The sequence below is a fragment of the Moorena producens PAL-8-15-08-1 genome, from assembly GCF_001767235.1.
GTDB lineage: Bacteria > Cyanobacteriota > Cyanobacteriia > Cyanobacteriales > Coleofasciculaceae > Moorena > Moorena producens_A.
In genome coordinates, this window is record NZ_CP017599.1 from 1,965,001 (window position 1) to 1,990,415 (window position 25,415).

The window sequence follows — 25,415 nt, forward strand, 5'->3', positions numbered from 1 at the left end:
CCACCTTCCTCCGGTTTGTCACCGGCAGTCTCTCTAGAGTGCCCACCTTCACGTGCTGGCAACTAAAAACGAGGGTTGCGCTCGTTGCGGGACTTAACCCAACATCTCACGACACGAGCTGACGACAGCCATGCACCACCTGTGTTCGCGCTCCCGAAGGCACTCCCAGCTTTCACCGGGATTCGCGACATGTCAAGCCCTGGTAAGGTTCTTCGCGTTGCATCGAATTAAACCACATACTCCACCGCTTGTGCGGGCCCCCGTCAATTCCTTTGAGTTTCACACTTGCGTGCGTACTCCCCAGGCGGGATACTTAACGCGTTGGCTTCGGCACAGCTTGGGTCGATACAAGCTACACCTAGTATCCATCGTTTACAGCTAGGACTACTGGGGTATCTAATCCCATTCGCTCCCCTAGCTTTCGTCCCTCAGTGTCAGGTTCAGTCCAGTAGAGCGCCTTCGCCACCGATGTTCTTCCCGAAATCTACGCATTTCACCGCTACACCGGGAATTCCCTCTACCCCTACTGCCCTCTAGTTCCTCAGTTTCCACTGCCTGCCCAGAGTTAAGCCCTGGTCTTTAACAGCCGACTTGAGGTACCACCTACGGACGCTTTACGCCCAATAATTCCGGATAACGCTTGCATCCTCCGTATTACCGCGGCTGCTGGCACGGAGTTAGCCGATGCTTTTTCCTCAGGTACCGTCACTTTCTTCTTCCCTGATAAAAGAGGTTTACAACCCAAAAGCCTTCCTCCCTCACGCGGTATTGCTCCGTCAGGCTTTCGCCCATTGCGGAAAATTCCCCACTGCTGCCTCCCGTAGGAGTCTGGGCCGTGTCTCAGTCCCAGTGTGGCTGCTCATCCTCTCAGACCAGCTACTGATCGTTGCCTTGGTAGGCCTTTACCCTACCAACTAGCTAATCAGACGCGAGCTCCTCTTATGGCAATAAATCTTTCACCTCTCGGCACATCCGGTATTAGCCACTGTTTCCGGTGGTTGTCCCCGACCCTAAGGCAGATTCTCACGCGTTACTCACCCGTCCGCCACTCCCCCGAAGGGGCGTTCGACTTGCATGTGTTAAGCATACCGCCAGCGTTCATCCTGAGCCAGGATCAAACTCTCCATGGTACTCAAGTTGGTTTTTTTCTCTTCACCGGACTCTCAGTCAACCCTTACAGTTAACTTTGAACCAGTTCGGAATTTTAGGTTTTAGTTTTGGTCAATCTGTCCTATAATGAGTTCAGATTAACCTGAAAATTTCTTGACGAGTAGCGACCGTATATTGGCTCTCAAACTATAGATTTTTCTTGGTTCGGGGCGGTGCGGTGCGCTTGGCTTTCCTCATCGCCATTTACTAATGTAAAGGGTAAAAAAGCGTTTGTCAACCTAAACCCGAAACTTTTTTGGGGATAAATCCTTGAAGCCTAGATATGGCAAGGGTTTTGGAATTTTAAAATTTTTTTTTTGACTCCATGTCTTGATGCAGTCGCTCATGGGGGAAACCCCCAAGACCGCGCTGCATCGCTTTCGGAGGTCTGATCACGGGAAGAGGGTGAAGCTTACGGAGGTAGGTTCGTTAGAGTTGGGTCGGGAGTCGGGAGTCGGGAGCGGTGCTACCCGTGACGAATTTAATTCGACGAGTGTAAGCGCACGCCCTGGGAGTCGGGAGAATTATTTCGGGAATTCTTGTATATCTTAGATACATACCTGGTGACGGGCTTATCTGTCGATCCTGCCTGTAAGTGCGGATTGGGATAACTGCTCCGATGCTCCTGAGTGAAACGGAAAATTTACCTGGATTTACGGTAATTGTCCAGGATTAATCGGTAAGTAGTGGCTGTTCCCATTCAGAGGCAAGATTAGTGAAGAGCCCTTTGCACTGGCACCATCAAATCCATTGTTGAACAACTTACTAAACTAGCTCTGACAAGGCATTTGCGCCAGAATAAATTATAGGGATGCAAGGTGGTCTTGGGGAGAAAATGGCTTTATTACAGGGTTTAACCCATTAGCAACTGGCCTGGTTTCCACGGGGCTGGAGAGCGATGCAGAGGTGCGACCCGTGGCGAATTTAATTCGCCTACGGAAAGCGCACCTAAGCCTTCACGCGGGGGTTCCCCCCATGAGCGACTGCATCAAGACAGGTGGGTTTACTTATTGTCTCTGTTCGTGCAGCGTCTCCAAAGGAGAAAGGACAATCACGGCGTGACCCACACAGCCCCTCCCCACTCGCCCTTTGCATCAAGAAATGTCTTGGCCATAAGTTACCGTTACCAAACACTGGAGGTGTCAGTGAATTTTCAATCCGTGATTGCAACATTGAATCAATTCTGGGCAAAACATGGTTGCTTGATTGCCCAGTCCTACGATACAGAGAAAGGAGCAGGGACCATGAGTCCTCATACATTCTTGAGAGCTATTGGTCCAGAACCCTGGTCAGTTGCTTATGTTGAACCATGCCGAAGACCCACCGATGGACGCTACGGCGAAAACCCGAATCGCTACCAGCACTACTACCAATACCAAGTACTGATCAAGCCGTCACTGAATAATATTCAAGACATTTACCTAGATTCCCTCAAAGCTTTAGGGATTTGTCCTGAAGACCATGACATTCGGTTTGTTGAAGACAATTGGGAATCTCCTACCCTGGGGGCTTGGGGAGTTGGCTGGGAAGTCTGGTTAGATGGCATGGAAATTACTCAATTTACCTACTTCCAACAGTGTGGTGGCATTGATTGTCGTCCTGTACCCATTGAGATCACCTATGGTTTGGAACGATTAGCTATGTATCTCCAGGAAGTAGAGGCTTTTACTAAAATCCAGTGGAATGACCAAATTAGCTATGGAGATGTTCACCTTCAGGGAGAAGTTGAACAATGTACTTATAATTTTGAATCCTCTAACCCAGATTTACTGTTCACGCTATTTGGTCTTTATGAGCAAGAGGCAGAACAACTCAGCACACGAGGACTTGTTATGCCTACACTAGACTACGTTCTGAAGTGTTCTCACACGTTCAACTTACTGGACGCTAGGGGTGTGATTTCAGTGACTGAGCGCACTCGTTATATCGGTAGAATTCGCAATCTAGCCAGGCGAGTGGCTCAACTCTATTTGCAACAACGGGAGATGTTAGGGTTCCCGCTCAATAAACAGACCATAGCTTGAATCTAGAACACAAAAAGATGGAAAACACCTCCCGTCTCTATAATAAAGCCTATCGGTATTAGGGGTTTTGGGAGCCTGACAGGACACGGATGTCGCGCCAAATTTGAGTAGCTGCTAATGCTCCATCGGCAGCAGCAATGACAACCTGATTCAGTCCTACCTTTAAATCACCAATGGCAAAGATACGAGGATGGGAAGTGCGGGCCATCTTATCTGTAACCAGATTCCCTCCCTTCTTCTCCAGATCAAATGTTTCTAGATATTCGGCATGGTATTTGGAGCCCATGGAAATCAAGCCAGCTTCCAACTCAATTACTCGACCATCAGTTAATTCCACTCCAGTCATCTGATGGTCTTCCCCTAAAAATTGCTCAACTGGGATTTCTATGATTTGATAACCCTGTTGTTGTATTTTTTGTCGCAATTCATCGTTTACCTCGAACAATCCTTGGGTAAATAAAGTAATTTCCGAAGTAAACCAACCCAGGGGAAAAACAACTTCCGCATTACCTGCTGTGCTGGCAAATACCCCCACCTTTTTATCAGCCATTTCATATCCATCACAAATCAGACAGACATGGAGGTTATAACCTGCGTATTCATAGACATTTCGCATATTTTCCAAGGCTGGTAAATAGTCAATAATCCCACTAGCAGCAATCAGGTATTTAGATCGAAAGGTATAGTATTCACTATTGTTTCTACCGACTTTTACTCGCACAGCAAAGGTTTCACCCTCATCAATTACTTCTTCGACAAAAGCATCTAGTGAATCGCCACCGATAGACAAATAATGCTCTTTACCTTGTCTGAGAACAGAACGACCAGGGGTATCGGGAGGTAAACCCAGGTAGTTGTGTAGTTCCTGCATCCAAAAAGAGCGCGCTTTACCTTTATCGATAATCAAAGTATTGAGTAAGTAACGCTGAAGATAGATTCCAGCAGAGAGACCTCCTGCGCCACCTCCCACAATAATCGTGTCGTAAATTTTGTTAGTGGATTCTTGAAGATTTTGTTTTTTGAGTTTCATGATATTACCTCTGTAGTGATTTGGAATAAAAGGTATCGTAAGCCGTCAGCGGTCAGTAGTCAGCGGTCAGTAGTCAGTGGTTAGCCGTCAGCTGACGTAACAGAAATTAAGCCAATGCTTACCTATTTGATTCAAAAGCTGTTCGCGTAGCGTTCGCGTAGCACATTAGCTGATAGCTGATAGCTGATAGCTGATAGCTTAAACTATCAAAATAGAATTTGAAGTTAATTAAGATGTCCTGTCTTGACGTAAATTAAACAACCTTCTTTACTAAAGGGAGTATGAGTACTACCATGAGGATTACGTATCCAAGTTCCTTTAGGATAAGTTCCATGTTCATCTTCAAATACCCCGTCAATTACATAAATTTCTTCTCCACCAAAATGACTATGGTGTTTAAAAACAGTTCCAGGTTCCCATTTCACCAGAGCAACATTCTCTGTACTATGAGTATGTAAGGGCATTACCTGTAATCCTTTAACTAAACCTGGAACCCAAGAGTTGTTAGTTGTATCGATTACTACTCGCTCTTGATCCTCAGGAGACATTTGCCATAGTTTAACCAGAATTGTACAACCTGATTCACTCTTAGGAGTATGGCTTGAACCTACGGGATTGCGGACATAAGTACCAGAAGGATAATCTCCTTTTTCATCAGAAAATATACCATCTAAAACCATAAATTCTTCACCACCACCATGAGTATGAGCAGAAAAAAAACTACCAGTTTCATAGCGAACTAGAGAGGTTGCTCTGGCTACTTCGTCTCCATCCCTTTCCAACATCCGACGCTGTACACCAGCCATAGGAGAATCAACCCAAGGTAGCTCTTCGCTATAGACAACGACTCGCTGACTTATATCTGCATGAATCTGCATGGTAACCTCCTGAAATTATGTTTATTGTTGGAATCTCTAATTATTGCTTGAGATTCCTAGTACGATCACCTGTCCGACTACTTAGATTATGATTACGCCTAATTGTGCTTGACGAATGTGCCTGACTACTTAGGGGCATTAGAACGAGCGAAGTTGCGAATGTAATTAGCAATCAACTCTAGATCTTCCTCAAGGGCAAAATGACCGGTATCTAGGATATGGAATTCAATGTTATTGAGATCTCGCTTGTAGGGATGGGCTCCTTCTTCGGGAAAAATGTAGTCACCTTTGCCCCAAACAATTAGGGTTGGAGGTTGAAACTGACGGAAATATTCCTGCCATTGTGGGTAGAGAGTCGGGTTAGTACCGTAGCTGTAAAACAGTTCTAATTGAATTTCTTTGTTGCCAGGACGGTCGAGCAAATATTGGTCGTGGAACCAATTGTCTGGAGCAATGGTTTCTGGATTGCGAACTCCATTAGTGTATTGCCACTTAGTCGATTCGAGAGTTAGAAAATCCGCTAGAACTTGAGCATTTTTAGGAGTTTTGTCTTGCCAGTAAGCTTTGAGTGGTTCCCAAAACTCTCGCAAACCTTCCTCATAGGCATTACCATTCTGCACAATCAGCCCTAGCACTTTATTGGGATATTTGCTGGCTAGACGGTAGCCTACTGGTGCGCCATAGTCCATCACATACAGAAAGTATTGTTGTAAATCCAATTTAATCGTCAACTTTTCGACCAGATCTGCTAACTTATCAAAGCTATAGTCAAATTCATCAACTTTCGGCATGGAACTAGCACCAAAACCAGGATAATCTGGGGCAATCAGGTGGAATTCGTCTGCAAGGGCGGGAATTAGATTTCGGAACATGTGGGAAGAAGTAGGAAATCCATGTAACAAGAGGATGGTAGGGGCGTTTTTGGAGCCAGCTTCCCGATAGAAAATATCAAGGCCATCAATCTCAATAGTTTTGTGCATTGTGGTGTTTAGGTTAGTCATGATGATTACCTTCCTTGGTGATAATTGATTGAGTTATTACGGTTAAAAATAGATGAGGATAGCTTCAATTTGAGGGGGAAAGTTGAGCTAGTTGTTTCTCTAACTCTTGAATGCGAGCTTCTAGGGGAGCTTTCATTTGGGCAAATTCTTCTTCTGAATAACGAATCGGAATATGTTGGGGACAATTCCAGTCAAATGCCTCGACTTTAATTATGAATACTCGTGCCAATTCCGCCTGATAATTAGGATCTGCTAATTGATTGAGCAGTTGTGGGTCGTTATCAATAACTTGAGCCCTTCCCCAAATCTTTAATCGGCGACGGTGAGCGTAATCCATCAAAAATAGAAAAACGCGATCGCTTTCAGACAAGTTACCGACACTGATATATTGCAGATTTCCTTGAAAATCCACAAAACCCAAAGTTTGATCGTCCAGAACTTTGAGGAATCCTTTGAGCCCTCCACGAAACTGGATGTAAGGCCAACCGTTACTGTTGACGGTACCCATATAGAAACTATCCCGTGCAGCGATAAATTCTGTTTCTTTAGCAGTCAGAGTATCTGCGCTAATGCCTCGTTTGGCGAATTGGTCATAAATTTCCCGAGAGCCGTAGCGGGTTTGAGCCTTTTTGACTCCAGGGGTAAAAGCAATATTGGTAAATTGTCGTGCCATCAGAAATCCCCTTATTTATCTAGACTGGTATTTTATGTAGACCGGTCTGTATGTTTTTAATATAATAGACAGGTCTGTATAAAGTCAAGGATTTTCCGCTGATTTTTTTGTAAAGTTTTGTTAAGCAGTGCCCGATGGTCAAGGGTAAGAACACTGAGGAGGGGAAAGTGTTAGTCTAAACTAGACAGACTTGTCTATTCAAATCTGATTCAGTAACCATGACCAAATTGACTTCATCTCGTAAACCAGTTCGCGATCGCATTTTAGAGAAAGCCTCTGAGCTCTTTTACCAAGAGGGTATTCAGAATGTAGGGATTGATCGCATCATTTCCGAGTCTGGTGTGGCCAAGATGTCACTTTACAACCACTTTAAATCGAAGGATGCTCTGATTGAAGCATTCCTACGACAGCGGGGCGAGTCCTGGCGTGCCTGGTTTATAGAAACTGTTGCCCAACATAGTTCAGATCCGAAAGAGCGTCTATTAGCAATCTTTGATGTGCTTCAATTATGGTTTGAGGCTCCAGATTTTCGTGGCTGTGCTTTCATTAACGCTACTGTAGAGTTGGCCAAGCCCAACCACCCAGGTTATCAGGCGGCTTTGGAGCACCAACAAGCAGTTTATGCCTATATTTTGGATCTCGCTCAAGCTGCAGGCATTACTGATCCTGAATTATTGGCTCGACAGTTTTTACTGCTTGTGCAAGGCTCAATTGTGGTGGCGATGATGGAAGGGAACTCGATAGCAGCAGCACAAGCAAAAACCGTTGCTTCAGGATTATTAGGGAGAAGGGAATAGGGAGAAGGGAGTAGGGAGTAGGGAGTAGGGAAGAGGGAAATGGGATACTAAGCATTGAGTCGTTATGCGATCGCACTGGTTTGTGGAGGGTTGAGGGTCAATCAAACAAACCGTTGCGTCAATGGTCTAGATTAAATCAAGATCTACTATGACCAAGTCAACTATCGAGTTGTCATAGCAACCAGAACTCCCAGTAATTCATCCACAGGTGTTAGATAGCGGTCATTAAGATCCACCATCGCCTTGCCTTCTGGTGTCAGAGCCAGGAATCGCCACACTTGTCCCGTCGTAACAGTTCCATATACTGTTCGCTCAGCCATCTCTGGCTCTTTTTGGTTAACCAATCGAGCTGCATACATCGTAGCCAAGCATTGAGGCAGTCCCTCATTAATATTTTCGTTTTTTGCCTCTACCACTACCACCACTGGAGCTTTGATGGTTAACTTATCTGGGTTGTCAGTAAGGATGAAATCAAAAAATCCAGTAAGTCCCTGTGCTGGGTCTACATTAAAGTTTTTGCCAGAAAACAGACTAATACGAGGGTTTATGACTGTAATTTCACTTAAAATAGGAGCGATTAGATATTCAGAGCGAGCTTTTTCAGTATTGATAGCAGTTGCTAGTGGCACAAAGCGTCTGAGAGCTTCCTGAAGAAAGTCACTGGGGGAAATTGGGTCTGCTTGAATCAGGGATGGGACAGGTTCTAGCATATCAATCCCTAGAGAAGCTAGTGTGTCTAGAGATTTAAAATCACTATAAGACATTCACATCTCTCCTAGGTTTGAAAATTGACACTTGTTACTTGTTACTTGTCAAGGGTCAATTTTAAAGTAATACTTAACAATTAACAAGTAATAATAATTCAGCAAAATAATCGATAATTCCTGGAAATAATACCGAATTGTTTGGCTGATCAAGCTCTAATTAATAGGTAATTAACCTGGATTGAACCATAAAAATTACTAACTCAGAAACGCAAGGTACTAGACTTGGGATCGCTTTTGTACCCCGCCCCAAGCACGGGGGTTTTCAGCTTTCAAGAACTCTTCATAAATATGAAAGAGAAGATGGAAATTAGGACAATACCAATAACGAGATTTTCGACAGGTAGGGTAGATTGAGGGTTTTCAAGAAAATTGACTGTCGGTCTGACCACATTTTCCAGATTTATGGGATTGTTAAACTGGACTTCTTGGAAATAAGAATAACTAGGTTCATAACTAGGCTGTTGGGGATTGATCAACACTAGAGAAACAGCTTGATCCATCGGACTCACTTCGGCTAATTCTTCAAAAACCAAGTTACGGCTACCGTTAGCAGTCCTGGCGATGGCTGGACTGGTTGAGTTATAATAGATATCTGTGGTGAGAGACACTTGACTAATAATTATTACTATTGGTAAGGTTACAGGTAAAGCACCGCCTAGGCTATAGGGGTTTCTAGCCCAATCATACCATTTATAAATAGGATTTATAGATAGTATTTATACATAAGTGAACCGCGACCAGAGGAATAACAATAAGCTCAAAGGAAATTCACGGGGTCAATCACTGTTGGCGTTTTGCCCTTCTCAGCACGAGACCGATGTACACAGATACCGGATAGACTCAGAGAACGTCTATCTGTTAGCCTATCCGGTATCTGTGTGTAAAAATCCATGGTGTGCTTTTCTGGTTGATCAAATGCATTCAGGGGGGACTATATAAAAGCCTGGTTTTAAGCCATAGCTGGATAAAGCATCACCCCTAGAGACACCACACCAGCAATGATCATGAGTCCAGCTGGCATAAACTTGCGAGTTTTAGCGAGCCGGATGGCAAAGACAATCACCAGTGCAGCTGCTACGGCTATCCCTAAGGTTTGTGCCCAGGGTTGTCCTTGAAGCTGCATTATTCCAGCAAATATTAGCAATAAACCGCTAATTAGACCAGAAATGAGAGATATTTTGCTTTTGGCTTTAGCATAGCCCATGATTCCCCCGATCAGGGCTAAGATGCCGTATAAGAGTACTGCTGCAATACTTAGATTCATCGTTAAATTTCTTCTCAAACTGAACTCATTTATACCTCTCGCTCGATACTTCTTTGGTCAGTTCAGCAGAAAACTTAACATTAGGGAGTAGGGAGTAGGGAGTAGGGAGTAGGGAGTAGGGAGTAGGGGTAACTAGTTGAATGTACCTTATAAATATGGGAAACCCTATAACCTTCTTCTGTCAGTTTCCGAGAAGGCAGTCTCCAAAAGCTTTATCAGTCATTTGATACAGCCAAAGGTAGTCCGAAAATCGGCGTTGCTGAATCTTCGAATTAATAGGAGTAGAGTGGGCATCCTGCCCGCCCCAAAAGATCCGGTGCGCTTGACCGATTAAGAATTAAATTCGCCACGGGTCGCACTGTCAGGAACGGGCAAGATGCCCATTCCACAACGGGCAAGATGCCCATTCCACAACGGGCAAGATGCCCATTCCACAACGGGCAAGATGCCCATTCCACGGGTCGCTTTGTTTTAGGATTGTGACAGAAGAGGGCTATAGCAATTATCATACTCATCAGGTACACAGGAGTTTTGTTCACTCCCCCCCCCCTCCCTGGCTCCGGGTCTCCAACTCCACAAATCTTACACCTACTCCCTACTCCCTGCTCCCTGCTCCCTAAAACCCAAGGATTTGTACCTCACCCAATTGATAACTGCTATTATCAAAATAAGAAGTAACGCTGTGCCATAGGTAAAACTGTTGCGGGCTCGCATGTTAATAATTCCCCATCAGCTCTGACTTCATAGGTTTCTGGATTGACCTCAATCTGTGGCAAGGCGTCGTTGAGTTTCATGTCGGTCTTACTTAAGTTGCGGGTGTTGGAAACGGCAACAGCGGATTTTTGTAAGCCAATTTGAGCTGGGATGTCTTGGTCTAAGGCAGCTTGGGAGACAAAGGTAACGGATGTGGCTGCGATCGCACCACCAAAACTCCCAAACATCGGACGCATATGAATCGGCTGGGGTGTGGGAATACTAGCATTGGCATCACCCATTTGGGACCATGCGATCGCACCACCTTTAATCACTATCTCTGGCTTGACTCCAAACATGGCTGGACGCCACAGACACAAATCGGCTAGCTTTCCTTCTGCAATGGAACCGACATAATTGGCAATTCCATGAGCGATCGCAGGATTAATCGTATACTTGGCAACGTAACGCTTGGCTCGGAAATTGTCATTTTCCCCAGTTTCCCCAGGAGTAGTGGATAACACTCCCCGTTGCACTTTCATTTTGTGGGCTGTCTGCCAGGTACGGATAATCACTTCACCCACCCGTCCCATGGCTTGAGAATCAGAGGCAATCATACTGAATGCCCCTAAATCATGAAGGATATCCTCAGCAGCAATAGTTTCCCGACGAATCCGGGACTCAGCGAAGGCCACATCTTCAGGAATGCCCCGGTCTAGGTGATGGCACACCATGAGCATATCGAGATGTTCTTCTAGGGTATTAAGGGTATAGGGACGGGTAGGATTGGTAGAAGAGGGCAATACATTAGCTTCACTACACACTTTAATAATATCTGGAGCATGACCTCCCCCTGCTCCTTCGGTGTGGTAGGTGTGAATGACTCGGTTTTTGAAGGCAGCAATGGTATTTTCCACAAACCCGGCTTCATTAAGGGTATCGGTATGAATTGCCACCTGGATATCAAACTGATCCGCTACACTTAAACAGGTATCAATAGTGGCTGGAGTAGTGCCCCAGTCTTCGTGCAGCTTCAATCCCATCGCACCTGCTATCACTTGTTCCTGTAATCCTTCGGGTTTGGCACTATTGCCTTTGCCTAAAAACCCTAGATTCACAGGAAATGCATCGGCAGCTTGCAGCATCCGGTGAATATTCCAAGCACCAGGAGTACAGGTTGTGGCGTTAGTGCCAGTGGCTGGACCTGTACCACCGCCGATCATAGTAGTGATACCAGATGCGATCGCAGTTTCAATCTGTTGGGGACAAATAAAGTGAATGTGAGCATCAATCCCCCCAGCAGTGACAATCATGCCTTCCCCAGCAACTGCTTCGGTGCTAGGACCAATAATAATAGTGACATTGTCCTGGATGTATGGATTTCCGGCTTTGCCAATGTTGACTATTTTCCCGTCTTTAATACCAATATCGGCTTTAACAATACCCCACCAATCCAGGATTAGGGCATTAGTGATCACCAAATCCACAGCACCCTCAGCGCGGGAGATGGGGGATTGTCCCATCCCATCTCTAATCACTTTGCCACCACCGAATTTAACTTCATCACCATAGGTGGTGTAGTCCTGTTCCACTTCGATCACTAGTTCTGTATCAGCCAAGCGGATGCGATCGCCTACAGTAGGACCATAAGTTTCGGCGTAGGCACGACGATCCATACGATAACTCATCAATAACTCCTTGATTGAGGGTAATGGGTAATGGGTAATGGGTAATGGGTAATGGGTAATGGGTAATGGGTAATGGGTAATGGGTAATGGGTAATGGGTAATGGGTAATGGGTAATGGGTAATGGGTAATGGGTAATTTTATCCCCTTGGCAAAACTCTGGGATTACCTCTGGGTAGCGCTTGCTTAAAAAAAAATAGTAACTATATATCAAGTTGAGCTATCAAGTTGACCATTAATTTTGCCATTGAAGCCGTACACCTGACGGCTACCGACAAGAGTGACTAATTCCACCTCTCGTTCGTCTCCCGGTTCAAAGCGGATAGCGGTGCCAGCTGGAATATTTAAGCGCATGCCTGTAGTAGCTTCCCGGTCAAATTGGAGAGCTTCGTTGACTTCAAAGAAGTGAAAATGAGACCCTACTTGAATAGGGCGATCGCCTGTATTCGCTACCCGTACTCTGATGGTGGCACGACCAGCATTGAGTTCTATTTCCCCTGTTTGGGGAATGATTTCGCCTGGAATCACTAACTAACTCCTTAAACCCTGACTAGCTTTTTATTATCTCGTGAATTCGTTGATTATCTCGTTAATTAGATTTTTTTTTGTAGCCTTAATTTACACACTCAAGTATATGGGGAGTAGAGTTTAGTTTTTTTTTATGTTCTAGGCTCTAGGGATCAAGGGTATAGATTTAATGGCTCTAGGATTCTGACCAGGGTATGAAGCGGTTCTCTGTGAGCACGGAGGCTGTCAACTTTTTGTAGCTATTACTTATTACCTATTACTTATTACTTATCACCTACTACTTATTACTTATTACCATTACCATTTTTTTTCTCTCGCTTATATTTTCTTCATACAGTCTTTAATCAATGAATCCTGAATTCTCTAGTCTGTTGCTGAATAATCGATATAGGTGTTATTGAATTATTTATTAACTCATCAATGATACTATTTCTACAGTTAATGATTCCTTTTTGGTCAACTCTGACATCTTACATGGCTTTTAAAGCTATACTAATGGCCAGGAATTTTATCCTACTTATGGAAAAATTTTGCTTCAGCAGCAGCAGGTTATTCAGAAATTTCTTTTGGAAACTATTTTCGCCATTAATTCTATTACTATTAAATTAGTAATGACTATAGTCATTACTACTCTCTCTACTTTTTTAGTTTTCCTGTCTGGTGTTTTATTTTTTTAAAGTTTTTTTTACCATTGTTTGGTGCTTATGGGACTCCCTTCACTAGTTAAGTTATGGAATATTTTCAAGTTCCAACTGAATGAATCTCAACCCAACAACACAACTATTATTCAATCACTTGAGCCTCAGTTCCAAGAAATATTTAATGAACGAATCCAGGTTGTTCAGAACTGTCGTAATACGACTGATGACTGTATCAATAGCCTGAATAACATAGTAGCTCATCAAGGAACTGCACAACTGAGCAATGAGCAAATCAATGACCTAAGAAAGCAACTTTTCAATCTCAAGGAACAACTCTGTCAACTTCTGTAAATCCTCTGATGATTTAAGTTCAGTTAAACAACTTATCAAGGTTTTTGTGGGACTAACGAATTGGGTCATGTACAGTAACCAGTTTAGTCCCATCGGGAAAGGTTGCTTCTACCTGGACTTCATTCACCATTTCGGGTACTCCTTCCATCACATCATCCCGGGTCAGCAGGGTAGTGCCGTAACTCATTAAATCAGCTACTGGACGTCCTTCCCTAGCACCTTCCAAAATTTCCGCAGAAATATAGGCAACGGCTTCTGGGTAATTTAGCTTCAACCCCTTTTCCTTGCGCCGTTCTGCCAATAAGGCGGCAGTAAAAATTAGTAATTTATCCTTTTCTTGGGGTGTCAGTTGCATTGTTTGATCCTTTGGTTAGTAGCAATTTTGATATTACAACGGCCAAACTCGTGGCTTAATAATAGGACGCCCGAATAGATTAACACGCAACAGTTGCCAAACCTCTGTAAACCAGTGTCTCACCTCCTCAGTCGAAGCACCACGGTAGCGGCATAATAATCCTGACATCAGCTGAGTTACCCCAGCTTCCCCCACATACTCCCTAGCACTCCACAGTCCTCTGGCTTGTTCGATAATCTGTGATGATACCGGTTGCCCTACCAAAGCTAATGTTCCTACCACTGGTTGTCCTGCTAAACCATAAGGACTAGAGAAGGTGGCTTCGCTAGCTGGTAACCATTGTCGGTCAATCCACTGTGGATGTCCTTGCTGCCAAACTTCCGTATGCGATCGCCAATTTCCCTCCACAAACCTTTCTCCTCTAGCACTGCGTCCAAATCGAGTAATTTCCCAGCCTAACCAACTGGCTCCCGGCGCTAATTCTACCCGCAAATCCTGCCGATAAACTGCACCATTGAATACTATCGTTTCCTGGGGAAACCATTCTAAACAAGCACCAGTCTCTACTTGGAGCCGGATGATTTGTCTAGTTTCTGGCTGGTTTAAACTAGCGCTATTGTTTTCTGGATTAGCGCTAGAAATATTTTGTCTAGCTTCTGGTTGGTTTAGACTAGCCCTAAGCTTTTCATTATTAGTGCTATAGTTTCTTAGACTAGCGCTAGCACTGCCCCTACCATAAGCTTTACTAGCAGCAGCAGTGGTAATTAAAACATTAGTCCCCGATTCAAGGTGGATATCTTGAGACAACCTGTCCCCTGCTACCATTCCTCCAGCGGTATGAAGTACCACAGTGTGACAAACCCCTAGCCCTTCTGGATAAAAGGGTCGCTGTACCTTCAAGGGAGCTTTGGCGTAGGTGTGAATAGGTTGAGTTTTTCCATCGGCTAAGGCAAAGCGTAATTTAAGGCTGCCATGCCATCGAGATTTATCACTATCTGTCGGTTGTGGTTGAGAAAGTTGATTCACCAATACTTAAAGGGCAATGTACGGTAATTGACCGGGTGGCTTGGGCGTTGCTCAATATCAGAATCATATCAAGTATAGTTGAGCCAGTTACCGATGTAAGCTATCAGCTATCAGCTATCAGCTATCAGCTATAAACTTTGGCATTTGGCCACGCTACTTGAAGTGCTTATGGGCATAGCACACCCTACTTGAGGTGATTTTGAATAAAAGAGGTAAGCATTTGTTTAATTTCTGTTATTTGACACTCCCCATAGCTAGAAGCTAGGGGATTCTTGGTTCAACGAACTGACTTGCTTAACCAGACCGGAATCAGGGAAAGTAGAGGCCAGATCTCCCCAAGCGTTTCTGAAAGTTTCGGTGTGCCCCACCGTACTCAAGGCTCTATTAAGTATGTTCTTGGCGGCATTGTGGTCGCGATCTAGGTTGCAACCACATTTGCAGACATGAGTCCTAGTCGATAAAGACTTTTTAACCACCTCACCGCACTCAGAGCAGTTTTGGCTTGTATATGCAGGATTAACCGGGACAGTTAACTTGCTAAACCTTTGACCAAAATGCTCTAACCATTCCCGAAATTGACGCCAACCAGCATCATTGATAGACTTAGCAAGACAATGATTCTTGACTAAGTTTTTCACCTTCAAATCTTCGTAGGCGACCAAGTCGTTAGATTGGATTACGCAACGCGCCGGAGACGAAACCTTAGAATAAAGAAGCCTTAATAACAAAGATTTAACCCTTTTATGCATAGCCGACTAACCATAAAGGCTTCTTTATTCTTACGGTAACTTCGTTCCCAGTCTCTTGGCGTGTTCTTTACGTTGCCTACTTATTTTGAGGTGTGCCCTACCTAGTCTATTCCTGGCTTTCCGTCGATTGGCTGTTCGCGAAGCGTGGCCTACGGCCTTGCCTTTCTTTTTTCGGGAAAGCCTACGTTGACAGAATTTTACACGTTTTTCGCTTTTCCTGTAAAACCTTGGATTTGGTTCTGAATACCCATCGGAATCGGTATAAAACTCTTTCAGTCCTACATCTAATCCAATAGCGCATCCAGTGTCTTTTATCTCTTCAGTCCTGTTTACCTTGACGCAAAACTGGACGTAGTAACCATCGACTTTCTTGACAATCCTAACCCGTTTAATCAGTTTCTGGTCAAACCACCACAAGTCCCAAGTTCCCTTGAGTTTGATGCTACCAATACCCTTCTTGTCGGTGAACTTGATAGACTTCTTGTCTGGTGATAATTTCCAACCAGATTGCTTGTACTCAACAGAACGACAATGCTTTTTGAATTTTGGGTAACCCTTCTTCCCTGGGACTTTCTTTTTACAGTTGTCAAAGAAGTGCTTAATGGCTCTTTCTACGTTTTGTTGAACTAAGCCGAGGAGTCGCCTCCCCTGACTTGTCTTCAAAACCGTACGTGACACTTTCGCATCATACGGCTCCTCATTATAGTACTTTAAGTCCATGACAGAGGCTCCTCTTAGAACGGATTTCTATCCAACTCATTGAGTTCGATTTTCTTTCTGTGTTTTGCATCGTGACAATGTAGGTGGAGTAATTCAAGATTTTTATCCGTGTCGTTTCCACCGAGAGAGCGCGGTATTATGTGATGCTTTTCCATTACATCTCCATCTCTGAAGGTAAGACCACAATGAGTACATACCCCTTTTTGCCTTTTCAAAAGCCTTCCCTTTTGACTGGTCATTTCAGGGTGTTTCTGCATTCTGGTATTCCAATATATTAAGTCCCCATCGTAGGTGCTTCTGGCTTCTTGTACCTTTTTATGTCTGACTATTTCAGTTTTGACATGTTTAGGAAGGTGATTCCTGTCGGTCATGAACATCCAGTTGTCTTCCTCTATGGTTCCCCAGTATTTGTTGATTACCCAGGATTTTGATTTATTTGGGTGTCTCCTGTATCCCCATCGTTGTAGTTTGTTCCATAACATGTGCCCAAGTTTATTAAAGGTTTCTTTACTACATACACTTCTGTAGTAGTTACACCATCCCCTTATAATAGGTTTTAGGTGGTTTATCAAAGCCTCCTGGGGAGCAGCTCTGTGACGGTCTATGACGTTTGAGAGCTGCTCATAATGTTCTAAAACTTTTTTCTTTGATGGTTTGATGATGGTTTTAAATCCTTGTTTAGACTGATTTTTTCCTACTTTATATTGACGGATGTTGAATCCTAGGAAGTCAAACCCGTTCATAGTATAGGAAATTCTTGTTTTACTTGGTTTTAATTCCAACCCTATATCATTCAGCCAATTTTCTAGAATCGTTCTGCATTCTTCTATTACTCCCTGATTTTCATGGATGATGACGAAGTCGTCTGCGTATCTAATCAAACTTATTCCTTGCCGTTTCTGTTTTTTACTTCTCCTTTTTATCTTTAATGTTTCGGCATATTGTTTGATTCGTTCTTCCATGCCATGGAGGGCAATGTTAGCGAGCAGGGGTGATATCACTCCTCCTTGCGGTGTCCCTTCGTTGGTGGGAGTGAGTGTATCCTTTTCCATTACTCCAGCTTTAAGCCAGGATTTTATTAACCTTCTTAATGATGGAAAAGTGTTCACTTTAGTTAGAAGCGCTTCATGATTTATTTTGTCAAAACATTTGGCAATATCTGCGTCTAATACCCATTTGGGTTTATGGCATATATTGCTGAATATTGCTTCGACGGCATCGTGACATGAGCGTCCTGGTCTGAAACCATATGAGTTAGGCTCAAACTTGGCTTCCCATTCGGGTTCTAATGCCTGTTTGGTTAAAGCTTGTAGAGCACGGTCGTGTATAGTCGGGATACCTAATGGGCGTTTTTCCCTACTTCCAGATTTGGGAATCCATACCCTTCTGGTAGGTTTTGCCTTCTTTTGAGTATTCAGGTTGGCTACTAAGGCGAGTCTTTGCTTATTATTTAAAGCTTTTTTCCCGTCTATTCCGGCAGTCTTTTTACCTTTGTTCTCCTGGGTTACCCGTCTAACCGCTATCATCTTGGCTGACCAGGAATTCATCAGAGTCTTTTGCAGCTTTCTTACCACGCGGACATCACCACGATGAGAGGCTCGATATATTCGTTTTTGCAACTTGAATACGGTCATTTCCAGCTTTCGCCAGTTGACGTTCTTCCATTCCGACTGTGGGGTGAACCCCCGAGTTTTGGACTTATTCATTGCTACTCGCAACCATATCTCTTCCTATAACGTGAGTCTGTCAGCATATCCCATACATTACATATGGACTTTGGCTTTTGACTCTATCCTTTTCACATAGGCCATGCGGCTAACTACCTACTCAATAAATCGACCTTTATTGAGAGAACCTATGGAATTACTTCGTTCCTGATAACCATTCTATGAACTTTTAGGGCGATACTATTCACCGGGAAATTTATTGGAGAATCAATAATGGACTGTTGAACCCATTACTCCGTATTTTCCTTTGACTTTTGTCTATGGCGTATCAATCCTTAATTTCGCCATTCCAAGCTTACGATGATTCTGACGTATCTTCCTCTCGTACCCTTGAGTTCTTTTACCTATCAATCTATCTTTCAGGTTAAGGATATTTTGACGTTCGACCCTTGCATCGATTGGCAGGTTTGTTATTCCTGTTCATCAGGGTAAGGTTGTCACCCGGATTCTTCGGGGGATGGTATTTCACCATCATGATTATCAAGTTGTCTTGGGTTCTTAACCCAAGCAGCTAATCCCCCAAATCCTGTTCATCAGGATAAGGTTTCTAGCTAACGAATCGCACCAACGGAAGCCTGACAAGCGTGACTGTTGAGGTCTCTTACAAACTTAAACTCATCTCGTAATTGAGTGTTATAGCGGTAGAGTTCTTTCTTGCCTATTCCCTTGTTATCTATCCAGTAGCGTAAGACCTTGTTTCGTACAAATTTAGATGTACGAATAGCTTCGTCTACGGCTTTCTTTTGGGATTTGCTAAAGACGGCCTTGAACTCCATTGCTAACACTCTAATCACCTCCTTGACGTTATCTTGCATTTACTTTTATAGTATATACGCGCTAACTAAATAATGCCCATGACAAAATTAAAAATAAATTTAAATACAATAAAAACATTGTCTACTCATGTAAATATCACGTTGTGTGGTGCCCCAAGTACCGCAGGCCAGTACTAGTGGAAGAGGTGGAAGTAAAATTAAAAGAACTCCTCCACCAGATAGCGAAAGAGATCGAAGTCGAAATTATCGAATTAGAAGTAATGCCTGACCATGTTCACTTACTTTGTGAATGCGATCCACAGTTTGGCATCCACAGATTAGTAAAACGTTTTAAAGGAGCAACCAGTAGGTACCTTAGAGAGCAATTTCCTCATCTGAAAAGCCGACTACCCACTTTGTGGACTAATTCCTATTTTTTATCCACGGTTGGAGGCGCTCCACTTGAGACAATCAAACGGTATGTGCAAAATCAAAAAGAGGTTTAGGGAATAAATTCCTGCTCGGGCTAACCCCATGGATAGAATCCAGGGGCTTGCGCCCTCAGGGTCTTCGGTCAGCTGTCAGGGCTTGATAAAGCTGACTGCTGACAGCTGACGGCTGAATGCTGACTTAACAATTACCGATTACCAATCACCCTGGGCTATTCCACAATTGGGCAACGCCTTGATCTGTGACTAATTGCCTGATTGAATCGGTGCCAAACTAATCACACTACGTTGGTTAACCGGAGAAGTCGGGTCAGTACCAGGTTGGGGTTCAGAGAAACCTAATCCTTCTACAACGAATTGATGGGAGGGATACTTGCTTTTTAGATAGTTCACTACCTCTTGAGCCCTGGCTTGAGAGAGTTTCTGGTTAGATTCAGGATTGCCAGTACGGGAGGTATGACCTTGCACCTTGACAACTACACTACTGGGGCGAAATTTCTGAATTGCCTCTGCCAAATCATTGAGCTTTTGCTGCTCCTGGGGACTTAATTGAAACGAAGCCTTGGCAAACTTGACTTCACCTAAAACTTCTAAGTTAGTTAGGGGCTGGGGGTTTTGTCCCTCTGCCTCTGCCACTTGAGTACCTGTAGAGTCAGATTTTTGTTCTGGTTGCGATTCCTTGGTTTTATCATCTGCCTCAGTCATTTGAGTGGCGCTAGAGTCAGGTTTTTGTTCTGCTTCAAAAACGGTTTTTTCCGGTTCTGATTCCTTAGCTGTATCGGCTTCAGTGTGAGAGGAATCCTCAGATTGAGCCGCAACTTCTGGCTTTTTCTCAGCTTTTCCTGGAACTGAAGCCTGAGTATTATTATTTGCCTCAGCTACTTGAGTGGCGGTAGAGTCAGGTTTTTGTTCTGCTTCAAGAACGGTTTTTTCCGGTTGTGATTCCTGAGCTGTATCGGCTTCAGTAGAATCAGCTACCTGAGGTGGAGCCGCAACTTCCGACAGATTCTGATCAGTAGGAGGGGTTGTAGCTATACTTTGCTCAGCTGTTGGGGGAAGATAGTTAGCGGTAAACAGTTCTGTGGTATTAACAGGAACATCTTTTGCCTTACCCGAAGCTACCAACACTCCCGCAGTTTCCCCTATTCTTGTTGCCAAAGTTCCTGATTTCATCCAATCTTTCGCCTCAGCTGCTGTAAAAAACTGCATCCCCTTACCAGCAGTTTCTCCATCTCTGAGATTACCTTTCTCTACCTGGTCGTAGTATGTTTCTACAAAATCTTGTATCTCTTTGGGATTGGATTTCAGGATACGCTCAGAGGCCACTACTACATCTAAGTTGGGTTGATTACCATCTGTTTCCTCTGTTCGGTTCAACAGAGCAACGATTTTGCCGTTAGGCTTGTGAGTCAGGAATTGCTCTAAGGTAGTGCCAATTAGATCAGCTTGTTCCTGACCCAGAGCTGCTGCAAGAGATTCCTGGTCTGACTCTTGAGCATAATTAAAACCAATCCCCCGCTTAACCAGAGCGTCTCGGAAGTTAGCACTACTGAGGATTGAATAACCACGGTCGGTATCCCCTAATCCCTTAAGGTTAAGGTTTGTTTGAGCATCAGCATTTTCCCTTGCATTCTCTGTTGTAGTAGAAGATGTAGTAGAAGAGTTGACATCTTCTATAGGTGGAGTACTAATACGGTTCAATTGCAAGGAGCGAGAGTTAGAGCTAGTTACCCACCAGGCAGCACCAATCAGTAAAGCAAATCCTAATGCCAAGCTTCCTGGGATTAATTTATTGTCGGTAGTTTTCTTTTGAGTCATCTTGATGCACCTGTGATTATTTTGCTATGTTGGCTATAATTTACCACTTTTGTTCACGATGATCTCAGGCTTAATAAAAGTACATGTAAGTGAAGGAATTTTGTACTGGGTTTTAGGGAGTAGGGAGTAGGGAGTAGGGAGTAGGGAGTAGTGAATAATAAAAAAAATTAAATTTACCTCAGGCTTAATCTTCAACGCTATAGTAGCTTTTTTAGAGGTGGTCTGAGAAGTTTCATTTGCTAGATCCAAGCCCCCTAAATCCCCCAATTTTGGGGGACTTTTAGAACCCAATTGACTCTTCCCCCAAATTTGGGGGGTTAGGGGGGCAAAATTCAGTATCAAAAAACTTTTCAGATATCCTCTTATATTGCAATTATAGGAGTTATCATTTGCTGGTGATTATACGATGATTAAGGGCGCACACTGTACGCCCTTAAACTTAATTTATGTGATTGAAATTAATATTGGTTAATGCCCAAGCTAGACCCCTGATACATAAACCCAAATTTTTAGTTTATGTTGATATAAAACCACTTATTTAATGAGTTATATGTATCTATGGCAAAATCTAGAATTGTTCATCTACAAACTTATCTAATTCACTGCGTTTAACTTTGACATTGGCTAAGTCACTTTTTTGGATTTTTTTGACTTTAATTTCACCTTTTTCTATCGCATGTTTTAGATAGCTTTTAGATAATCCAGTAAGGTGTTCCATATCATCTATTGTTAACAAACTTTTGGATTCAATGGATACGGTAGAATGAATGACTTTCTTGATTTGTAAACTTATGATAAAAATAAGAGTTTCATATCCACCTATGATAATTAGTAACCCAACAAAAGTAACTGTGAGTGAGTATATAAAGTTTGTACCTTTTTTGGAATCTAATAGTTCCTGTTTATGTTTAGAAAAGTCCGCAACATATTCCTCTTCTTTCAAGTTCAGTCCTTTTTTGTATCTATCCTCATTAAAATCCACAAAAAGTGTACTTGTCATAAGTACTAGGACTATAAATAAAAATACCTTAGAAATAAATTCTGGTTTTTTCATGTCTTCCTTTTAGTTGTGTTTGTTGTTATCAAATAATAGAGTCTATGCTGATCGATATATATAAACTAGGACTTTGATATTTTTAGTTTAGTTTTAGTAAAGCAAATTTTGCATGAAATACAAGTAGTTTTTTATGCCATGTGAGCTTAACCATACTATAACTAAATCATTTTTAACGACTACGGAATTCTAATCTAGGTAAAATCATTTTGAATATTATGAATTAGTAATGATTTTAGCCCATCATTTACAAAAAGATACATGGTGTTTTGGAGCTGTTTTGAATGCTTTATTAGATGTAATTATACCAAATTCGGTTATTATAGGTTACTTACCTAAATCGTAAAATCAAGTCTAGTCAAGGACTCTGATTGTTTTGAATATAGTCTTATTAAACCGAATTTGATATTATAATGATTGATCTTCCATAAAATCATTCGTAGATTCAATTGTAAATTTTATTTATTGGGATTAAAGCATTATATAGTAAGCTTTTTGTTGTTCATTTAACTTCCTCCAATGTTTGATTTTTTTTTGGTTGTTCAATTGGATTTATTGGATTTATTTGGGAGCTATTACCATTAGCAAGTAGTCCGCCAATTAGACCAATAAAAGCATAAGATGTACTAAATAATAATGATAGAGCTTCCTTTTTTTTTGGGGCAAAAAATAGAGCATATATACCATAAAACAAAATCCCCACAAAAGCAATACCTACTATATGTTCTGGTTTTAATGACAAGAAAATTCCTCCAATAGCACCAAAAAAACCTAGCAAAAAATTACCTAGAAAAATAAACAAATCTTTCATTAATGTATTACTCCTGTAAAATCAATAATTTTTTAGAGGCTACCAACTAGAAGTTAATTGCATCAACACTTTGTCTTTGTCAAAATAATTAGGGATGGATGGTAACTGATTTTCAAGCATCTATAAACTTATCTGGCTAACCAGCAAAAGTTATGCAGTAAACTTTAAAAAAAAGTATCGATCTCCCAGAAAACTTATCTAAAAAGGGTAGTACGTTTATTTTATAGTTCATTTGTACTATAAAATATTTATATGATTCGTTAAATATATTGGTCAAAGTAAAAGCTATAACCCAAGCCCTGGAAGGATTCCAGATTTTGCTGATTTTACAAATGATTTAGGATTGCTGTTGTGCGATCGCATTAAATGCCATTCATAGGTTTACGGTCACATCTGAGTCTCAAAAGCAACCAAACTAATGACTAACGACTAATAACCTATACATCTGGTGCATGATGCCAGATAATTAAGTCAGAATCATCTAGGGGTAGCGTGCAGTTTTATAATTTGGAAACCGTGCAATAATCGTGTTTACCGTGACTGGATAATCTTTCCCTATGGTGCAAGTGCCTGACTCTACCGCCGAACTCGCTGCTCTGCTCAACGAACCCATGGATCTGGATTTCCAACTCCCGGATCCAGAGGATGAAGAAATTCAGGAAACCGACTTTGAACAGCTAGTGGATCACGCTTGGCGAGTATGCGATCGCTTTGACCTACAGACCGATATCTGGCGGGGACGGATTTTACGAGTAGTAAGAGACCGGGAGAAAAAAGGCGGTGAAGGACGGGGAGCTGGATTTTTAAATTGGCTCAAAAGTCGGGAAATCGGCAAAAGTCAGGCTTACTCCCTAATTGAACTGGCTAACAGTGCCGATACTCTGTTAATCGAGGGTCAGCTTAGTCATGATGCTATTAATAACTTCAGTAAACGGGCATTTGTGGAAACAGCTAAGTCGGCTCCGGAAGTTCAGCAAATGGTGACAGAACTAGCTCAACAAGGCGATCGCATCACTCGCCGGGAGGTCAAACAGATGTCTGATCAATGGACTGCCATGTCCTCAGAATTACTACCAGAGGAAGTTAAAGAAAAATCCGCTGAAGGGGGTCTCCCATCCAGTTATCTGGCCCCATTGGTTAAAGAGATGGAAAAGCTGCCAGAAATCCACCTGATTCCATTACAAGAAGCAATTGCTACTAATCCAGATGTGGACACTGTTAAACATGTGACCTCAGATGCCCGTTGCTTAGCCAAGTATTTAGATGCATCTGCCCAAGTCCAAGCTATCAATCACACATCCTTAGATATGGAACTCGCTTTAGATGAAGCCCTACGACTTGATTGTTTAAACACTGCTGCTGATTTAGTGAAACAAGCGTTGGCACTAGAACAGGTTGTTGGGAAACTCTATACCACCTGGAAGCGTTTAGGTAGTCTGTCAGACCGATTGTATGTAGATACCGGGTCAAGTACTCCCCACTTGCGATTGCTGCTGACCTGTATGGATCGTCTAGCGGGTGACGTGATTGAAGTTCCTTTGGACGAGAGTGGAGAGCAGCTAATTCGGCTGAAAGTAATGACTGAAACGTAAGCTATCAGCCTATGGGCGTGCGTCACAGGCTAGAAGCCTGTGCCACGGACGCTACTTGAGGTGCTGTCAGCCGTCAGCCGTAACTCAGATTAAAAGTTCGCGTAGCGTGGCCTTTGGCCAAAGCTTACCTCTTTTATTCAAAATCACATCAAGTAGCGTGGCCACAGGTCTTTGGCTGAATGCTGATAGCTGAATGCTGATAGCTGAATGCTTAACTCCAATGACTAAGGGGAAATTGTGTATTAATCAGCTATTGGCCAATCATGGCCATCTTAATGGATATTGACACTCCCCGCTCTGAACAGACGGGGATTCCTAGATCAACGAACCACCTTAAACCGCCGAGTTCCTATCTTTGACGCCGCCAAAAACAAGACAGTAATTAACCAAAAACCCGTAGTTTCTTACCAAATTCCTAGTCAATTCACGACAGACCTAGAGGGCAGTTCTCCTTAGGCGTTTAGGTACTTGCTGAGAGTGCCGAAGACAATCCGTTTCCCTCCCTTTTCCCTAAGTTCCGGTGTGCCCCACCGTACTTTGCGGTGCTACCTGTGGCGACTTTAATTCGCCTAAGGAAAGCGCACCGGTTTATCTCAAAAGTGATTCTTCTAGGTTCACACGCCAATTGCTGTTGACGATTGGGTTTTTAGAGAGGATTTTCCCTACCCTCTGAGCATTACTACTTTATAGGCAGTCAGTTACGGGTCTCTCTCCCGGCTGTCCTAACGGTTTTTCAGCCTGTACTCTATCCTTGATTATACATCGGTTTTGACGACGATTATGGAAACACCAAAATTTTTTTAAAGCCGTCCTAGAAGGACGGGGTTTTAGACCCATTTTTTTTTGATAAACGATTGTTGTAGCCTAGAACAAGACT

27 protein-coding genes, 1 rRNA gene and 1 pseudogene (1 of these 29 running past the window's edge) are annotated in these 25,415 nt (G+C 42.9%); 7 read left to right on the forward strand and 22 right to left on the reverse strand.

What is annotated here, in order from left to right; genetic code table 11:
* Positions 1-1,130, reverse strand: a 16S ribosomal RNA gene (locus BJP34_RS07515) (it extends 360 nt beyond the left edge of the window).
* A 352-nt stretch (positions 1,131-1,482) separates the two neighbouring features.
* Here BJP34_RS07515 and BJP34_RS39025 point away from each other — a divergent pair.
* Entirely contained in the window at positions 1,483-1,701 is a 219-nt protein-coding gene (locus BJP34_RS39025) for a hypothetical protein (RefSeq protein ID WP_149030851.1), read from the forward strand.
* A gap of 593 nt (positions 1,702-2,294) precedes the next feature.
* Positions 2,295-3,173: a glycine--tRNA ligase subunit alpha gene (gene glyQ, locus BJP34_RS07520; RefSeq protein ID WP_075900737.1), complete on the forward strand. Its 879-nt coding sequence runs from the start codon at positions 2,295-2,297 to the stop codon at positions 3,171-3,173.
* A gap of 58 nt (positions 3,174-3,231) precedes the next feature.
* On the opposite strand, the gene BJP34_RS07525 is transcribed toward glyQ, so the two are convergent.
* The 4 genes from BJP34_RS07525 to BJP34_RS07540 all read right to left on the reverse strand — a co-directional run bounded on the left by BJP34_RS07525 (position 3,232) and on the right by BJP34_RS07540 (position 6,755).
* Positions 3,232-4,203 carry an NAD(P)/FAD-dependent oxidoreductase gene (locus tag BJP34_RS07525; protein WP_070391811.1) on the reverse strand — a complete coding sequence of 324 codons (972 nt, stop codon included), beginning with the start codon at positions 4,201-4,203 and terminating at the stop codon, positions 3,232-3,234.
* 224 nt (positions 4,204-4,427) lie between these two features.
* Positions 4,428-5,081 (reverse strand): cupin domain-containing protein, encoded by a 654-nt coding sequence (locus tag BJP34_RS07530; protein ID WP_070391812.1) that lies wholly within the window; start codon positions 5,079-5,081, stop codon positions 4,428-4,430.
* A gap of 125 nt (positions 5,082-5,206) precedes the next feature.
* Positions 5,207-6,082: an alpha/beta fold hydrolase gene (locus BJP34_RS07535; RefSeq protein ID WP_070391813.1), complete on the reverse strand. Its 876-nt coding sequence runs from the start codon at positions 6,080-6,082 to the stop codon at positions 5,207-5,209.
* 64 nt (positions 6,083-6,146) lie between these two features.
* Positions 6,147-6,755, reverse strand: coding sequence for a pyridoxamine 5'-phosphate oxidase family protein (locus BJP34_RS07540; protein ID WP_070391814.1), 609 nt, complete (start codon positions 6,753-6,755; stop codon positions 6,147-6,149).
* 218 nt (positions 6,756-6,973) lie between these two features.
* Here BJP34_RS07540 and BJP34_RS07545 point away from each other — a divergent pair, with 218 nt between their 5' ends.
* Positions 6,974-7,552, forward strand: coding sequence for a TetR/AcrR family transcriptional regulator (locus BJP34_RS07545; protein ID WP_070391815.1), 579 nt, complete (start codon positions 6,974-6,976; stop codon positions 7,550-7,552).
* Here BJP34_RS07545 and BJP34_RS48555 read toward each other — a convergent pair.
* The 6 genes from BJP34_RS48555 to BJP34_RS39030 form a co-directional block, all read right to left on the reverse strand.
* Positions 7,535-7,657 (reverse strand): hypothetical protein, encoded by a 123-nt coding sequence (locus BJP34_RS48555; RefSeq protein ID WP_267876512.1) that lies wholly within the window; start codon positions 7,655-7,657, stop codon positions 7,535-7,537. The genes BJP34_RS07545 and BJP34_RS48555 overlap by 18 nt on opposite strands.
* 56 nt (positions 7,658-7,713) lie before the next feature.
* The gene (locus BJP34_RS07550) at positions 7,714-8,316 is read right to left on the reverse strand and encodes a hypothetical protein (RefSeq protein ID WP_070391816.1); all 603 of its coding nucleotides are present in this window, start codon (positions 8,314-8,316) and stop codon (positions 7,714-7,716) included.
* A 272-nt stretch (positions 8,317-8,588) separates the two neighbouring features.
* Positions 8,589-8,927 (reverse strand): hypothetical protein, encoded by a 339-nt coding sequence (locus BJP34_RS07555; protein ID WP_070391817.1) that lies wholly within the window; start codon positions 8,925-8,927, stop codon positions 8,589-8,591.
* A gap of 149 nt (positions 8,928-9,076) precedes the next feature.
* Positions 9,077-9,211, reverse strand: a complete 135-nt coding sequence (locus BJP34_RS48560; RefSeq protein ID WP_267876513.1) for a hypothetical protein — start codon at positions 9,209-9,211, stop codon at positions 9,077-9,079.
* A gap of 57 nt (positions 9,212-9,268) precedes the next feature.
* On the reverse strand, positions 9,269-9,583 hold the full coding sequence (locus tag BJP34_RS07560; RefSeq protein WP_070391818.1) for a TMEM14 family protein: 315 nt from the start codon (positions 9,581-9,583) through the stop codon (positions 9,269-9,271).
* 272 nt (positions 9,584-9,855) lie between these two features.
* Positions 9,856-10,098, reverse strand: coding sequence for a hypothetical protein (locus BJP34_RS39030; protein ID WP_149030852.1), 243 nt, complete (start codon positions 10,096-10,098; stop codon positions 9,856-9,858).
* A 16-nt stretch (positions 10,099-10,114) separates the two neighbouring features.
* Between BJP34_RS39030 and BJP34_RS42715 the strand changes: the two genes are divergently transcribed.
* The gene (locus tag BJP34_RS42715) at positions 10,115-10,261 is read left to right on the forward strand and encodes a hypothetical protein (protein WP_158517075.1); all 147 of its coding nucleotides are present in this window, start codon (positions 10,115-10,117) and stop codon (positions 10,259-10,261) included.
* Here the strand turns inward: BJP34_RS42715 and ureC are convergent.
* Positions 10,246-11,964 carry an urease subunit alpha gene (ureC, locus tag BJP34_RS07565; protein ID WP_070391819.1) on the reverse strand — a complete coding sequence of 573 codons (1,719 nt, stop codon included), beginning with the start codon at positions 11,962-11,964 and terminating at the stop codon, positions 10,246-10,248. The two genes, BJP34_RS42715 and ureC, sit on opposite strands and share 16 nt — an antisense overlap.
* Before the next feature lie 208 nt (positions 11,965-12,172).
* Positions 12,173-12,490 carry an urease subunit beta gene (locus tag BJP34_RS07575; RefSeq protein ID WP_070391821.1) on the reverse strand — a complete coding sequence of 106 codons (318 nt, stop codon included), beginning with the start codon at positions 12,488-12,490 and terminating at the stop codon, positions 12,173-12,175.
* 698 nt (positions 12,491-13,188) lie between these two features.
* On the opposite strand from BJP34_RS07575, the gene BJP34_RS07580 reads away from it, so the two are divergent.
* Entirely contained in the window at positions 13,189-13,482 is a 294-nt protein-coding gene (locus tag BJP34_RS07580) for a hypothetical protein (protein ID WP_229424280.1), read from the forward strand.
* Between the two features lie 52 nt (positions 13,483-13,534).
* On the opposite strand, the gene ureA is transcribed toward BJP34_RS07580, so the two are convergent.
* The 5 genes and pseudogenes from ureA to BJP34_RS07610 form a co-directional block, all read right to left on the reverse strand.
* Positions 13,535-13,837 carry an urease subunit gamma gene (ureA, locus tag BJP34_RS07585; protein ID WP_008179425.1) on the reverse strand — a complete coding sequence of 101 codons (303 nt, stop codon included), beginning with the start codon at positions 13,835-13,837 and terminating at the stop codon, positions 13,535-13,537.
* 33 nt (positions 13,838-13,870) lie between these two features.
* Complete coding sequence (locus BJP34_RS07590) at positions 13,871-14,863, reverse strand: urease accessory protein UreD (protein WP_070391823.1); 993 nt, start codon at positions 14,861-14,863, stop codon at positions 13,871-13,873.
* Between the two features lie 254 nt (positions 14,864-15,117).
* Positions 15,118-16,332 (reverse strand): annotated as a pseudogene (locus BJP34_RS45965) (RNA-guided endonuclease InsQ/TnpB family protein).
* Positions 16,333-16,346: 14 nt separating this feature from the next.
* Positions 16,347-18,038: a group II intron reverse transcriptase/maturase gene (gene ltrA / locus BJP34_RS07605; RefSeq protein ID WP_070390905.1), complete on the reverse strand. Its 1,692-nt coding sequence runs from the start codon at positions 18,036-18,038 to the stop codon at positions 16,347-16,349.
* 572 nt (positions 18,039-18,610) lie between these two features.
* Positions 18,611-18,874 (reverse strand): hypothetical protein, encoded by a 264-nt coding sequence (locus tag BJP34_RS07610; protein ID WP_229424281.1) that lies wholly within the window; start codon positions 18,872-18,874, stop codon positions 18,611-18,613.
* A gap of 47 nt (positions 18,875-18,921) precedes the next feature.
* On the opposite strand from BJP34_RS07610, the gene tnpA reads away from it, so the two are divergent.
* Complete coding sequence (gene tnpA, locus BJP34_RS07615; RefSeq protein ID WP_070391825.1) at positions 18,922-19,320, forward strand: IS200/IS605 family transposase; 399 nt, start codon at positions 18,922-18,924, stop codon at positions 19,318-19,320.
* Between the two features lie 189 nt (positions 19,321-19,509).
* Here the strand turns inward: tnpA and BJP34_RS07620 are convergent, their stop codons facing one another.
* The 4 genes from BJP34_RS07620 to BJP34_RS07635 form a co-directional block, all read right to left on the reverse strand.
* The gene (locus BJP34_RS07620; protein WP_070391826.1) at positions 19,510-21,081 is read right to left on the reverse strand and encodes an OmpA family protein; all 1,572 of its coding nucleotides are present in this window, start codon (positions 21,079-21,081) and stop codon (positions 19,510-19,512) included.
* Positions 21,082-21,114: 33 nt separating this feature from the next.
* On the reverse strand, positions 21,115-21,330 hold the full coding sequence (locus tag BJP34_RS07625; protein ID WP_168166465.1) for a hypothetical protein: 216 nt from the start codon (positions 21,328-21,330) through the stop codon (positions 21,115-21,117).
* Between the two features lie 319 nt (positions 21,331-21,649).
* Complete coding sequence (locus BJP34_RS07630) at positions 21,650-22,135, reverse strand: helix-turn-helix domain-containing protein (RefSeq protein ID WP_070391828.1); 486 nt, start codon at positions 22,133-22,135, stop codon at positions 21,650-21,652.
* 502 nt (positions 22,136-22,637) lie between these two features.
* Positions 22,638-22,946 carry a hypothetical protein gene (locus BJP34_RS07635; protein WP_070391829.1) on the reverse strand — a complete coding sequence of 103 codons (309 nt, stop codon included), beginning with the start codon at positions 22,944-22,946 and terminating at the stop codon, positions 22,638-22,640.
* A gap of 557 nt (positions 22,947-23,503) precedes the next feature.
* Between BJP34_RS07635 and BJP34_RS07640 the strand changes: the two genes are divergently transcribed.
* Positions 23,504-24,538: a hypothetical protein gene (locus BJP34_RS07640; protein ID WP_070391830.1), complete on the forward strand. Its 1,035-nt coding sequence runs from the start codon at positions 23,504-23,506 to the stop codon at positions 24,536-24,538.
* The last annotated feature ends 877 nt before the right edge of the window (positions 24,539-25,415 follow it).

Coding starts and splice junctions, on each gene's coding strand:
- BJP34_RS39025 (WP_149030851.1), top strand. CDS start 1,483: ATGCAGTCGCTCATGGGGGAAACCCCCAAGACCGCGCTGCATCGCTTT.
- BJP34_RS07525 (WP_070391811.1), bottom strand. CDS start 4,203: ATGAAACTCAAAAAACAAAATCTTCAAGAATCCACTAACAAAATTTAC.
- BJP34_RS07530 (WP_070391812.1), bottom strand. CDS start 5,081: ATGCAGATTCATGCAGATATAAGTCAGCGAGTCGTTGTCTATAGCGAA.
- BJP34_RS07535 (WP_070391813.1), bottom strand. CDS start 6,082: ATGACTAACCTAAACACCACAATGCACAAAACTATTGAGATTGATGGC.
- BJP34_RS07540 (WP_070391814.1), bottom strand. CDS start 6,755: ATGGCACGACAATTTACCAATATTGCTTTTACCCCTGGAGTCAAAAAG.
- BJP34_RS07545 (WP_070391815.1), top strand. CDS start 6,974: ATGACCAAATTGACTTCATCTCGTAAACCAGTTCGCGATCGCATTTTA.
- BJP34_RS07550 (WP_070391816.1), bottom strand. CDS start 8,316: ATGTCTTATAGTGATTTTAAATCTCTAGACACACTAGCTTCTCTAGGG.
- BJP34_RS48560 (WP_267876513.1), bottom strand. CDS start 9,211: ATGGATTTTTACACACAGATACCGGATAGGCTAACAGATAGACGTTCT.
- BJP34_RS07560 (WP_070391818.1), bottom strand. CDS start 9,583: ATGAATCTAAGTATTGCAGCAGTACTCTTATACGGCATCTTAGCCCTG.
- BJP34_RS39030 (WP_149030852.1), bottom strand. CDS start 10,098: ATGAGTATGATAATTGCTATAGCCCTCTTCTGTCACAATCCTAAAACA.
- ureC (WP_070391819.1), bottom strand. CDS start 11,964: ATGAGTTATCGTATGGATCGTCGTGCCTACGCCGAAACTTATGGTCCT.
- ureA (WP_008179425.1), bottom strand. CDS start 13,837: ATGCAACTGACACCCCAAGAAAAGGATAAATTACTAATTTTTACTGCC.
- ltrA (WP_070390905.1), bottom strand. CDS start 18,038: ATGAATAAGTCCAAAACTCGGGGGTTCACCCCACAGTCGGAATGGAAG.
- BJP34_RS07610 (WP_229424281.1), bottom strand. CDS start 18,874: ATGCAAGATAACGTCAAGGAGGTGATTAGAGTGTTAGCAATGGAGTTC.
- BJP34_RS07620 (WP_070391826.1), bottom strand. CDS start 21,081: ATGACTCAAAAGAAAACTACCGACAATAAATTAATCCCAGGAAGCTTG.
- BJP34_RS07630 (WP_070391828.1), bottom strand. CDS start 22,135: ATGAAAAAACCAGAATTTATTTCTAAGGTATTTTTATTTATAGTCCTA.
- BJP34_RS07635 (WP_070391829.1), bottom strand. CDS start 22,946: ATGAAAGATTTGTTTATTTTTCTAGGTAATTTTTTGCTAGGTTTTTTT.
- BJP34_RS07640 (WP_070391830.1), top strand. CDS start 23,504: ATGGTGCAAGTGCCTGACTCTACCGCCGAACTCGCTGCTCTGCTCAAC.